This window comes from Bradyrhizobium sp. KZN70725 (genome assembly GCF_055264925.1).
Genome location: NZ_JBUYWT010000106.1, coordinates 1 through 12,137, shown reverse-complemented (window position 1 = coordinate 12,137; position 12,137 = coordinate 1). Strand labels below are relative to the sequence as shown.

12 protein-coding genes are annotated in these 12,137 nt (G+C 64.5%); 7 read left to right on the top strand and 5 right to left on the bottom strand.

Annotation, left to right across the window (positions count from 1 at the left end; genetic code table 11):
• Positions 1-335: 335 nt before the first annotated feature.
• The 3 genes from ACZBJS_RS40900 to ACZBJS_RS40890 all read right to left on the bottom strand — a co-directional run bounded on the left by ACZBJS_RS40900 (position 336) and on the right by ACZBJS_RS40890 (position 3,457).
• Complete coding sequence (locus tag ACZBJS_RS40900; RefSeq protein WP_028341157.1) at positions 336-1,844, bottom strand: tripartite tricarboxylate transporter permease; 1,509 nt, start codon at positions 1,842-1,844, stop codon at positions 336-338.
• Between the two features lie 6 nt (positions 1,845-1,850).
• Positions 1,851-2,336 (bottom strand): tripartite tricarboxylate transporter TctB family protein, encoded by a 486-nt coding sequence (locus tag ACZBJS_RS40895; protein WP_028332964.1) that lies wholly within the window; start codon positions 2,334-2,336, stop codon positions 1,851-1,853.
• A gap of 155 nt (positions 2,337-2,491) precedes the next feature.
• Entirely contained in the window at positions 2,492-3,457 is a 966-nt protein-coding gene (locus ACZBJS_RS40890; protein WP_316398419.1) for a Bug family tripartite tricarboxylate transporter substrate binding protein, read from the bottom strand.
• Positions 3,458-3,844: 387 nt separating this feature from the next.
• Between ACZBJS_RS40890 and ACZBJS_RS40885 the strand changes: the two genes are divergently transcribed.
• From ACZBJS_RS40885 to ACZBJS_RS40855, 7 genes are all read left to right on the top strand, one after another.
• On the top strand, positions 3,845-4,261 hold the full coding sequence (locus ACZBJS_RS40885; RefSeq protein ID WP_310883303.1) for a hypothetical protein: 417 nt from the start codon (positions 3,845-3,847) through the stop codon (positions 4,259-4,261).
• Positions 4,258-5,121 carry an alpha/beta fold hydrolase gene (locus tag ACZBJS_RS40880; RefSeq protein WP_316398420.1) on the top strand — a complete coding sequence of 288 codons (864 nt, stop codon included), beginning with the start codon at positions 4,258-4,260 and terminating at the stop codon, positions 5,119-5,121. The genes ACZBJS_RS40885 and ACZBJS_RS40880 overlap by 4 nt, the downstream gene beginning before the upstream one ends.
• Positions 5,122-5,151: 30 nt before the next feature.
• A complete protein-coding gene (locus ACZBJS_RS40875) occupies positions 5,152-6,069 on the top strand; it encodes an amino acid ABC transporter substrate-binding protein (protein ID WP_057015477.1) in 918 nt (305 codons plus the stop codon).
• Between the two features lie 151 nt (positions 6,070-6,220).
• A complete protein-coding gene (locus ACZBJS_RS40870; protein ID WP_168856500.1) occupies positions 6,221-6,952 on the top strand; it encodes an amino acid ABC transporter permease in 732 nt (243 codons plus the stop codon).
• 2 nt (positions 6,953-6,954) lie between these two features.
• Positions 6,955-7,647 (top strand): amino acid ABC transporter permease, encoded by a 693-nt coding sequence (locus ACZBJS_RS40865; protein ID WP_057015486.1) that lies wholly within the window; start codon positions 6,955-6,957, stop codon positions 7,645-7,647.
• Between the two features lie 191 nt (positions 7,648-7,838).
• Positions 7,839-8,570, top strand: coding sequence for an amino acid ABC transporter ATP-binding protein (locus ACZBJS_RS40860; protein ID WP_057015476.1), 732 nt, complete (start codon positions 7,839-7,841; stop codon positions 8,568-8,570).
• Between the two features lie 166 nt (positions 8,571-8,736).
• Positions 8,737-9,597, top strand: a complete 861-nt coding sequence (locus ACZBJS_RS40855; RefSeq protein WP_057015475.1) for a D-amino-acid transaminase — start codon at positions 8,737-8,739, stop codon at positions 9,595-9,597.
• 157 nt (positions 9,598-9,754) lie between these two features.
• Here ACZBJS_RS40855 and ACZBJS_RS40850 read toward each other — a convergent pair whose 3' ends face one another.
• Together ACZBJS_RS40850 and ACZBJS_RS40845 are read right to left on the bottom strand one after the other, a co-directional pair.
• Positions 9,755-10,213 carry a carboxymuconolactone decarboxylase family protein gene (locus ACZBJS_RS40850; RefSeq protein WP_057015474.1) on the bottom strand — a complete coding sequence of 153 codons (459 nt, stop codon included), beginning with the start codon at positions 10,211-10,213 and terminating at the stop codon, positions 9,755-9,757.
• 27 nt (positions 10,214-10,240) lie between these two features.
• Entirely contained in the window at positions 10,241-11,857 is a 1,617-nt protein-coding gene (locus ACZBJS_RS40845) for an MDR family MFS transporter (protein ID WP_316398421.1), read from the bottom strand.
• Positions 11,858-12,137 lie beyond the last annotated feature (280 nt).

Sequence of the window (12,137 nt, the reverse complement as noted above, 5' to 3'; positions counted from 1 at the left end):
GCGCATCGCCGCTCACACCAACTGCATCAAAATGCTCCCGCTCAGGTTCGCCGAACTCGTCGGCCAGCTCCTGCTCACGCGTCGATCCCTCGCTGCCATCGACAAACCTCCCCCCATCAACCCCAGCCGTCGGAAATCAACCATCTCACCTGACCAGATGGAGCTCCACTATGCCTGAATTTCCCCGGACACCCCTGCCGCGTGCGGGTGAGGGGGGCCTCCGCGGATACTGCTATCACCGTGCTTGCGGAGGCAGCCCCTCACCCCAACCCTCTCCCCGTAAGAACGGGGCGAGGGGGCGCGCTGCCGGCGCGGCTGAAGTCGGGCTCGCTCTCCTACGCCCCCTCATCCAGCGCCACCAGCTCGCGCTTCTTGCGCAGCGAGGGCAGCAGCGGGCCGACCAGCAGCACCAGCGCGAAGGCGAGGCAGATCGCCGAGATCGGCCGCTCCACGAAGGTCATGAGGTCGCCCTGCGAGAGGATCAGCGACTTGCGCAGATTGTTCTCCAGCATCGGCCCGAGCACGAAGGCGAGCACCAGCGGCGCCGGCTCGTAGCCGAGCTTGCGCATGAAATAGCCGATCACGCCGAACGCGATCATGACGTGGACGTCGAACACGTTGTTGCTGGAGCAGTAGACGCCGATGATCGTGAACAGGATGATCAGCGGGAACAGCACGTTGTAGGGCAGCCGCAGCAGCTGCACCCACATGCCGATCATCGGCAGGTTGAGCACCAAGAGCATCAAATTGCCGATATACATGCTGGCGACGATGCCCCAGAACAGCGTCGGGTTTTGCGAGATCATCAGCGGCCCCGGCTGCAGGCCGTGGATCACGAAGGCGCCGAGCAGCAGCGCCATCACCACGTTCGGTGGGATGCCGAGCGTCATCAGCGGAATGAAGGCGCCGCCGGCCGCGGAATTGTTGGCCGATTCCGGCCCCGCGACGCCCTCGATCGCGCCGTGGCCGAAGCGCTCCGGATGCTTCGAGAGCCGCTTCTCCAGCGCGTAGGAGGCGAACGATGCCACCACGGCGCCGCCGCCGGGCAGGATGCCGAGGAAGAAGCCGAGCACCGTGCCGCGCGCCACCGGTCCGGCGCTGGCCTTCCAGTCCTCCTTGCTCGGCAGCAACTGGTTGATCCTGGTCTTGATGATGTCGCGCTTGATCGCCTGCTCAGTGTTGAGCAGCACCTCGGCGACGCCGAACAGGCCCATCACGACCGGCACCAGGCCGATGCCGTCGATCAGCTCGAGGCGGCCGAAGGTCAGCCGCGGCTGCGCCGTGATGCTGTCGAGCCCGACCAGGCCGAGCACGACGCCGATGCAGGCCATCAGCAGCGCCTTGGCCATCGAGCCCTGGGTGAGGAAGGTCAGCACCACCAGGCCGAGCACCATCAGGCTGAAATATTCGGCCGGCCCGAACGCGATCGCGACGCTGGCGAGCGACGGCGCCACCAGCATCAGGGCGATCAGCGCGAAGGTGCCGGCGATGAACGAGCCGAAGGCGGAGATGCCGAGCGCGGGGCCGGCGCGGCCCTGCTTGGCCATCTGGTGGCCGTCGATGCAGGTGACGACGGAAGCCGCTTCGCCGGGGATATTGACCAGGATCGAGGTGGTCGATCCGCCATACATCGAGCCGTAATAGATGCCGGCCATCATGATGATGCCGGATTCCGGCGTGCCGGACAGCGTCACCGGCAGCAGCAGCGACATCGCCGAGATCGGGCCGATGCCGGGCAGCACGCCGACCAGCGTGCCGATGAACACGCCGATGAAGCAGTAGAGCAGGTTGATCGGCAGCAGCGCGACGCCGAGGCCGTGGGCGACGTTGACGAGAGTATCCATGGGCGCTCAACCGATCTCGAACATGCCGCTCGGCAGCTGGATCGCGAGCAGGTGCTTCAGCACCCACCACATCCCGAGCGGGGCAAGGATGGACAGCGGGATCGCCAGCGACCAGCGCACCGGATCGATCACGCGCAGCAGCAACAGCATCAGCGGAATCGCCGACAGCAGGAAGCCGAGCGGCTCCAGCGCAAAGGCGAACGCCGTGAGGCAGACGATGACCAGCACCGGCTTGCCCCAGCGCGCATTCTCCCAGCGCGAGGCGAAGGTCGGGCCGCCCTCGGTGACCGCCGCGATCATGATCGAGGCCGCGAACACGCACATCAGGATGCCGGTGTAGAACAGCACGTAGCCGGAGCCGGGATCGTTGATGGTGCCGAGCTTCAGCTTGAGGCCCGACCAGATCACGAAGGCGCCGAGCCCGAGCCCGATCAGCCCGCCCCAGAGCTCGGAGTTGTTGAGGCGGAATTTGACGTTGGTTTGGTCTGTCATGGGATGTGCTCTCGTCAAGTCGCAAGGTGGGGCATCGACCTATCCCCGTCATTGCGAGAGAAGCGAAGCAATCCATTTCACCGCATGTGCGGAGGGATGGATTGCCTCGTCGCTTCGCTCCTCGCAATGACGGACGGAGACTTCGCGGCCAGTCCTTACTTCTTCGCCAGCCCCAGCGTGTCGATCACCTTGCGCTCGGACTCGGTGACCTCCCCCACGAACTTCTTGTAGTCCTCGGTGTTCTTGTAGTTCGGCACCATGTCGTATTTGGCCAGCGTTGCGATCACCGCCGGGTCCTCGATCGCCTTCTTGAAGGCATCGTGCAGCTTGGCGACGATCTTGGGGTCCATGCCCTTGGGGCCGGCGATGCCGAACGGCGAGTCATAGACCATGGGGTAGCCGAGCTCCTTCAGCGTCGGTACGTCCGGATAGTTCGGCGAGCGCGCGCCGGTCCACACCATCAACAGGCGGAGCTTGCCGGCATCGACCAGCGGCCGCCAGCCGGTGGAATCCGCCTGCAGCATGGTGTGCTGGCCGAGCACGGCCGCATTGGTCTCGGCGCCGCCCTTGAACGGCACCTGGGTCAGCTTGATCCCGGCCATCAGGGCGATCTGCTCCATGCCGACATGCAGCGAGGTGCCGGTGCCGGGCGTCGCATAGGTCACCTTGCTCGGGTTCTTCTTGGCGAAATCGACTACGTCCTGCCAGGTCTTGAACTGCGACTCCGCGTTGGTGGTGACGCCGAAGGTGTAGCCGGTGAGGTGAATGATGTAGGAGAAATCCTTCGCCGGATCCCACGACACTTCCTGCATCAGGGGCAGGCGGAACACGGTGATCGGGATCTGGGCGATGGTGTAGCCGTCGGGCTTGGCGCCGGCGGCCATCGTGGCGGGGCCCACGGTGCCGCCGCCGCCCGCCTTGTTGTCGACCGCAATCGGTTGGCCCAGCACCTTCGAGGCGCTCTCGGCGATCGCGCGCATCGAGATATCGGTCGAGCCGCCCGCCGGCCATGGCACGATCAGCGTGATCGGCTTGGTCGGATAGTCCTGCGCGAGCGCCGCTGTTGACACCAGCATGCCGGCGGCGGCGAGCAGGACCATCAAGCGATTGCGGTGCGACATCTCGATCTCTCCCTTATGACCGCGTTCGATCGCGGCCGCGTCTTGTTCGGTGTTGGCAATGATTGTCCCTGTCATGCTGGGACCGAGCGCATTGGACAGAACGGGGCGGGCAACGGAAGCGCGAATTGCGCTCGAAGCGCCGGCTGCGACAATTGGTCTGCCGCGATTTGGCGCGACCTGCCGAGCCGCGGAATTCAATCGGCCTTTGGTCGGACGGATTGGCCGTTCCTGGCAATGTGCCGGGAGGGCGCGGGGTGTGCGCGCCTGACCGGCAAGCCGGGTTTGGTCAAGCGAATAATCAAGGGAACCCAAAGGCATCGGCGCCTTGCGGGATTGCGCGCTTGCCGTCATCATGGCGCCGCCCGCTGTAGGAACGCCGCCCGACAGATGACGCCATCGCCTGACGCCACCGACGACGCTGTGACGAGGGCGTTTGCCGGCCTTCCCGCGTTGCTCGACGAGGCCCCTCGGCTGCTTGCGCGCGGGCGGCTGCTCGATTGCGACTGCCTGATCGGCCCGATGGCGCGGCCGTTTCATGCCGCGATCCGGGCCGGGCGCATCGTCGAACTTGCGCCTTCGCCGGTCCTGATGCGCTCCTGGCGCTTTTCCTATCGCGCGACGCCGCAGGCCTGGTCCGCCTATTGGCAGGCCGAGCCGAAGCCCGGCTGGCACGATCTGCTGGCGTTGACCAAGCGCGGCGAGGCCGTGCTGGAAGGCGACCTGCATCCCTTCATGGCGCATCTGCAATACTTCAAGGACCTGCTGGCGCTGCCGCGGCAGCATTTCGCGGCGGCCGTATCATGAGCGGCAAGATCATGGACGGCCACATCGAGCCGATGGTCGGCCGCTACGTTCACGTCGAGATCGGCGGCGAGCTGCACCGGATCTATTTCGAGGAGAACGGCACGGGCATTCCGCTGGTCTGCCTGCACACCGCGGGATCGGATGCGCGGCAGTGGCGCCATCTGCTCGCGGATACGCAATTTGCCGAAAATTTCCGCATCATTGCCTTCGATATGCCCTGGCATGGCAAGTCGAATCCCCCGATGAGCTGGACCGGCGATGAATACCAACTCACCACTGCGCGCTACACCGAGACCATCCGCGCTTTCTGCCGTGCGCTGCGGCTGGAGAAGCCTGTCGTGATGGGCTGCTCGATCGGCGGCCGCATCGTGCTTAACCTTGCGATCGAATATGCCGCCGAGTTCCGCGCGCTGATCGGGCTCGAGGCTGCCGATTTCCAGGCGCCGTGGTATGACACGAACTGGCTGAACCGGCCGGATGTTCACGGCGGCGAAGTCTGCGCCGCGCTGGTGTCCGGGCTGATCGCCCCGCAAAGCCCGGAGTCTGCGCGGATGGAAACGCTGTGGGCCTACAAGCAGGGCGGCCCCGGCGTGTTCAAGGGCGACCTGTATTTCTACCGTGTCGACGGCGACCTGCGCGGCCGGGTCGCGTCAATCGAGACTAAAGTATGCAACCTCTATCTGCTTACGGGCGAGTATGATTTCTCCTGCACGCCCGAGGATACGAGGCGGACCGCAGCGGCAATAGGGGGCGCCAGCGTCACGATCATGGAGCAGCTCGGTCATTTTCCGATGAGCGAGAATCCGGAACTGTTTCGCCGCTATATCGCACCCGTCCTCGCTGATATTCTCACGCACTAGAACGACCGTTTCCACGCAAGGAGTAGACGTATGACACGCAACTATCTGATCGGCTTCGCGCTCGCCGCCGCGCTGGGCGCGAGCCAGGCGCAAGCCCAGGAGCCGACCGGCACGCTGAAGAACATCAAGGACACCGGCGCGATCACGCTCGGCTACCGCGACTCCTCGATCCCGTTCTCCTATCTCGACGACAACCAGAAGCCGGTCGGCTACGCCATGGACATCTGCTACAAGATCGTCGATGCCGTGAAGAAGGAGCTGAAGCTCGACAAGCTCGAGGTCAAGCTCAACCCGGTGACCTCGGCGACGCGTATTCCGCTGATGGCCAACGGCACCGTCGACCTCGAATGCGGCTCGACCACCAACAATGCCGAGCGCCAGAAGCAGGTCTCCTTCACCAACAGCCACTTCCTGACCGCCAGCCGCTACGTCACCAAGAAGGCGAGCAAGATCAATTCGATCGACGATCTGAAGGGCAAGACGGTGGTCTCGACCGCCGGCACCACCAACATCAAGCAGCTGACCGAGGCCAACCTCGCGCGCGGGCTGAGCGTCAATATCATCCCGGCCAAGGATCATGCCGAGGCCTTCCTGATGGTCGAGACCGATCGCGCGGTCGCCTTCGTGATGGACGACATCCTGCTCGCGAGTCTCGTCGCCGGCTCGAAGTCGCCGGATGACTACGTGATCTCCAAGGACGCGTTCTCCAAGCCCGAGCCCTACGGCATCATGCTGCGCAAGGACGACGCGCCGTTCAAGAAGGTCGTCGACGCCGCAACCGCCGCGCTCTACACCAGCGGCGAGGGCCAGAAGATCTATGACAAGTGGTTCACCCAAAAGATCCCGCCGAAGGGCCTTAATCTCAACTCGCCGGCTGGACCGGAGATGAAGAAGCAGTTTGCGAAGCCGTCGGACTCTCCGGATCCGGATGCCTATCTGGTCAACTGACCGCTGTGTATGACCCGTCGTCCCTTTTGGGAGCGGGTCCTGAAAGTTAGCATGTCCGGCCATTTTTGGAGGAGAATGGCCGGACATTTGCATAGACGCCGCGCGCGATGCCGGCGTAATGCCGTGACCGGCACGGCCGCGTGGGGGACCTGTGAACTACAATTGGAACTGGCACATCTTCCTTGAGCCGAACCCGATGGGGACCGGCACCTATCTCGACCTGTTGCTGTCGGGGCTGGTGGTCACCGTCAAGGTGTCGGTGCTGGCCTGGATCATCGCGCTGGTGTCCGGCTCGGTGATCGGCGTGCTGCGCACGCTGCCGTCGCGGGCCGCGTCGTGGATCGGCTTCTGCTGGGTCGAGTTCTTCCGCAACATGCCGCTCTTGGTGCAGCTGTTCCTGTGGTTCTTCGTGCTGCCCGAATTGTTGCCGCGGTCGGCCGGGCTGTGGCTGAAGCAACTGCCGAATGCGCCGTTCTGGACCGCCGCGATCGGCGTCGGCTTCTTCATGTCGGCGCGCGTCGCCGTGCAATTGCAGGCCGGCATCACCTCGCTGCCGCGCGGGCAGAAGCAGGCCTCGACCGCGCTCGGCCTCACCACGGTGCAGACCTATCGCTACGTGCTGCTGCCGATGGCATTCCGCATCATCCTGCCGCCGCTGACCTCCGAATTCCTCAACACCATCAAGAACAGCGCGGTCGCCATCACCATCGGCCTGATCGAACTGACCGGCCAGGCCCGCTCGATGCAGGAGTTCTCGTTCCAGGTGTTCGAGGCGTTCACGGCGGCAACCGTGCTCTACCTGCTCCTCAATTTCGTCGTGGTGACCGCGATGCGCTTCCTCGAGCGCTATGTCGCGATCCCCGGCTACATCACGGGCAAATGACGATGATCGGCAGTTTCGATTTCGACGTCATCCGCCGCTCGCTGCCCTACCTGTTCCTGGAGGGCATGCGCTTCACGCTGACCTTGACCGCGCTCGCAGCGTTCGGCGGCCTGGTGTTCGGCACCCTGATCGCCCTGATGCGGCTGTCGAGCTACAAGGTGCTCGGGCGCATCGCGGGCTTCTATGTCGACTTCATCCGCTCGCTGCCGCTGGTGCTGGTGATCTTCTGGTTCTACTTCCTGGTGCCGTATATCGGGCAGTGGCTGACCGGCGCGTCGCGGCCGATCACGGTCGGCGCCTTCGCCTCCTCGCTGATCACCTTCATCGCGTTCGAGGCGGCGTATTTCTCCGAGATCATGCGCGCCGGCATCCAGTCGATCTCGAAGGGCCAGCCGGCCGCGGCCAGCGCGCTCGGCCTGACCTACGCGCAGTCGATGCGCTACGTCGTGCTGCCGCAGGCGTTTCGCAACATGCTGCCGGTGCTGCTGACGCAGACCATCGTGCTGTTCCAGGACACCTCGCTGGTCTACGTGCTGTCGATCCCGGATTTCCTCGGCGCCGCCAGCAAGGTCGCGCAGCGCGACGGCCGCCTGGTCGAAATGTACCTGTTCGCCGCGCTGGTCTACTTCGTCATTTCCTGTGTCGCGTCCTATGGCGTTCGCCGCCTGCAGTCGCGCATCGCGATTGTCCGGTAGCCAGTCATGCTTTCGAACATTCAAGACACGGCCCCCTTCACCTCTCCCATCGGGAGAGGTCGGATCGCGTCAGCGATCCGGGTGAGGGGTTTTGCTCCATCGATAGACCGCAATCCCTCACCCGGCGCTGCGCGCCGACCTCTCCCGATGGGAGAGGTGGAAGCGCGCTCGCTGCAACGCCTGAGTCACGCATGATCGAGATCAACCACGTCAACAAATGGTACGGGCCGAGCTTCCAGGTGCTGAAGGACTGCACCACCAGCGTCGCCAAGGGCGAGGTGGTGGTGGTCTGCGGCCCGTCCGGCTCGGGCAAGTCGACCCTGATCAAATGCGTCAATGCGCTGGAGCCGATCCAGGGCGGCGACATCACGCTCGACGGCGTCAAGGTCAACGATCCCAAGACCGACCTGCCGAAGCTGCGTTCGCGCGTCGGCATGGTGTTCCAGCATTTCGAGCTGTTTCCGCATCTGCGCATCATCGACAATCTCCGCCTCGCGCAGGAGAAGGTGCTCGGCCGCAAGTCTGAGGACGCCACCGCCAAGGGCATGAAGCTTCTGGAGCGCGTCGGGCTGAAGGATCATGCCAAAAAGTTTCCGGCGGAGTTGTCCGGTGGCCAGCAGCAGCGCGTCGCGATCGCCCGCGCGCTGGCGATGGACCCGATCGCCATGCTGTTCGACGAGCCGACCTCGGCGCTCGACCCGGAGATGATCAGCGAAGTGCTCGACGTGATGGTCGACCTCGCCCGCGAGGGCATGACCATGATGGTCGTGACCCACGAAATGGGCTTTGCCAACAAGGTCGCCGACCGCGTCATCTTCATGGACCGCGGCGAGATCGTCGAGGACGCCAAGAAGGCCGACTTCTTCGGCACGCCGCGCAGCGACCGCGCGCAGAAGTTCCTGTCGAAGATCCTGCAGCACTGAGCTTAGGGAGCCTCTCCGCCTGTCATTCCGGGGCGCCTCGAAGAGGCGCACCTGAGGGTTCGATGCTGCGCATCGCCCCGGAATGACGGCTGCTACAGGGTTTTCCCCCGTTAACAATTTGCGTATACGAAGGCCTGAACCCCCCTTCGTCCGCAGGAGAACTCGCGTGGAAAAGATCGCTTACGTCAACGGCTCGTTCGTGCCGCATTCGGAGGCCAAGGTCTCGGTGTTCGACCGCGGATTCCTGTTCGCCGACGGCATCTACGAGGTGGCGGCGGTGCTCGAGGGCAAGCTGATCGACAACGCCTCACACCTGGCGCGGCTCAAGCGTTCGGTCGGCGAGATCCAGCTCGCGCTGCCGGAGACGCTGGAGCGGATCGAGGAGATCCAGAAGGAGCTGGTTGCGCGCAACGACCTCGTCAACGGCATGGTCTATCTCGAGGTCACCCGCGGCGCCGACAAGGGTCGCGACTTCGCCTTCCCGAAGGCCGACGTCAAGCCGACGCTCGTGATGTTCACCTCGGAAAAGGACATCATCAACGCGCCCTCGGCCAAGACCGGCATCAACGTCATCACGGTGCCCGACATCCGCTGGGAACGGCGCGACATCAAGAGCGTGGCGCTGCTGGCGCAGGTGCTGGCCAAGCAGGCGGCGGCCGCGGCCGGCGCCGGCGAAGCTTGGATGATCGAGGACGGCAAGGTCACCGAGGGCGGCTCGTCCTCGTCCTTCATCGTCACCCAGGACGATGTCATCGTGACCCGGCAGAACGGCAACGAGATCCTGCCCGGCTGCACCCGCAAGGCGGTGGTCAAGCTCGCCGAGGAACGCCAGCTGCGCATCGAGGAGCGCGCCTTCACGATCGAGGAAGCGCTCGCCGCCAAGGAAGCCTTCATCACCAGCGCTTCCGTGTTCGTGCAGGGGGTGGTCGCGATCGACGGCAAGAAGGTCGGAGGCGGCAAGGTCGGTCCGATCACCGACCGCCTGCGCGAGATCTATGTCGAGTTCGCCAAGGCGACGGCGGTCTGACTACCCGGAGCGACTTTTTTTATCGTCACCCTGAGGTGGCCGCTCCTTTAGCGGCTCTCGAAGGGTCGACGGCCCGACCGTGGCCGTACATCCTTCGAGGCTCGCCGAAGAGGCTCGCACCTCAGGATGACGGGGACAGATCATCGTTTGTCTGCCCTCACGCCGCCGCCTTCGCCTTCACCGGATGCACCGCGCGGAAGCCGATGGCGATCCGGTTCCAGGCGTTGATCGCGCCGATCAGCGTGGTCAGGTTGACCAGCTCGCTGTCCGAGAACTGGGCGCGCACGGCTTCATAGTCGGCGTCGGGCGCATGCGTCTCGGACACCAGCGTCAGCGCTTCGGTCCAGGCTAGCGCCGCGCGCTCGCGCTCGCTGTAGAGCGGGGATTCGCGCCAGGCGTTGAGCAGATAGAGCCGCTGCTCGGTCTCGCCATGCTTGCGGGCGTCCTCGGTGTGCATGTTGATGCAGTAGGCACAGCCGTTGATCTGCGAGGCGCGGGTCTTGACCAGCTCGATCAGCGATTGCTCGAGGCCGCTCGCAGCAATCTGGTTTTCGACCGCGACCAGCGCTTTGATGGTCTCGGGTGCGGCCTGGTAGAAGTTCATGCGGGGCTTCATGGTCGTTCTCCGTGGTTGTGGCTTGGGTTAGTGCGCACCGCCGCCAGCGAGCTGGCCCGGCTTCTTCAGGAAGAGTGTCGCCGCGAGTGCGATGATCAGCGCGACGCCGAGCAGGTAGAAGGTATCACTGAAGGCGAGGATGTAGGCCTGCTTCTGCACGACCTTGCCGATCGCCGCGATTGCGCGGTGGGCGGCCGCGGCCTGGTCGGCGACGCCGTGGTTCATGAAATACTGCGTCAGCTGCTCAATCCGGCTCCGCGTGGCCTGTTCCAGCAGCGAGACCGACTGCATCAGCACGTTGGAGTGATATTGCTCGCGTTTGGTCAGCAGCGTCTGCAGCACGGCGATGCCGACCGCGCCACCGAGGTTGCGCATCATATTGAACAGCGCGGAGGCCGAGCCCGCATTCTCCAGCTCGATGCCCGCGGTCGCAACCGCCGACAGCGGCGCCATCACCAGCGCCTGGCCGATGGCGCGGACGATGTTGGGCCAGAACAGCTGGTCGGTGGCGTAGTCGTTGGTCATGAAGATGTTCATGAAGTTGGAGCCGGCGAACAGCGCGAAGCCGACGCCGATGATGAGGCGCGGGTCGAAGCGCTGCATCAGCCGCGGTACCAGCGGGATCAGCGCGAGCTGCGGCAGCCCGGTCCAGGCCAGCACCATGCCGATCTGCTCGGCATTGTAGCCCTGGATGCGCGCGAGGTACTGCGGCAGGATGAACACCGAGCCGTACAGCGCGATGCCAAGCAGGAAGTTGGCCAGCATGCCGAAGCCGAAATTGCGGCGGGCGAGCAGGCGCAGATTGAGCAGCGGCTTCTCCACGGTGAACTCGACGATCAGGAAGGCGGCCAGCGCGACGGCGGCGATCACCGACAGGCGGACGATGAAGGGCGAGCCGAACCAGTCGTCCTTGTTGCCTTCCTCCAGCACGGTCTGCAGCGCGGCGAGGCCGATCGCCATGGTGATGATGCCGAGCCAGTCGCCTTGGCGGATCAGCGACAGCTTCATCGGGCTCGGATCGAGCGAGACGTAGAGCATCGCGATCATCACGGCGCCCGGCACTAGATTGACATAGAAGATGTACTGCCAGCCCCAGTTCTCGGTGAGATAGCCGCCGATGGTCGGGCCGATCGCCGGCGCGAACGTCGCCGACAGCGCGAACAGCGCGAGCCCGATCGGCTGCTTGGCCTTCGGCAGCAACGTGATGATCAGCGTGAACGCCATCGGGATCAGCACGCCGCCGGTGAAGCCTTGCACGGCGCGCAGCGCGATCATCTGCGGCAGGTCCTGCGCCAGCGCGCATGCCGCCGAGAATACCAGGAACAGCGCGGCGTTGGTGAGCAGATAGATGCGCACCGAGAACACCTGCGCGAGCCAGCCGGAGAGCGGGATCACCACGATCTCGGCGATCAGATAGGAGGTCGAGATCCAGCCGCCGTCGTCGATCCCGGCGCCGATCGCGCCCTGCACATCGGCGAGCGAGGCGTTGACGATCTGGATGTTCAGCACCGCCATGAACGCGCCGAGCGTCGCCCCGATTACCGCGATCCAGGTTTTCGTGGGGATCGCCGGCGCCGCCGGCGCTGCGGGGGCGGGGAGCGCGGCGGCGTTCGCTGGGTCGGCTGTGGGCTGAAGTGCGGTCATCGAGGTCGTCCTTGCTACCCAAACAAGATGTATTAGGCGGCCGGTTTCGATAATCCGAGAAAGACTGGAAGGATTGTCCGGTAGAGGTTGATAATCAACGGCTGCGGCTGAGAGAGCGACTGCGGTTATGACCACGGCACGACGGTTGCGTTTGGCCTGCGTGCCGTCGACTAGTAGCTCGTCACAGTGATTTTGACTCTTTGGGTATGCCTGGATAGGCGCGCCCCAGTTTGGTGCGAGCTTTGTCCGTTGTGAACATCCAGTTGATACGGGCGCGAGT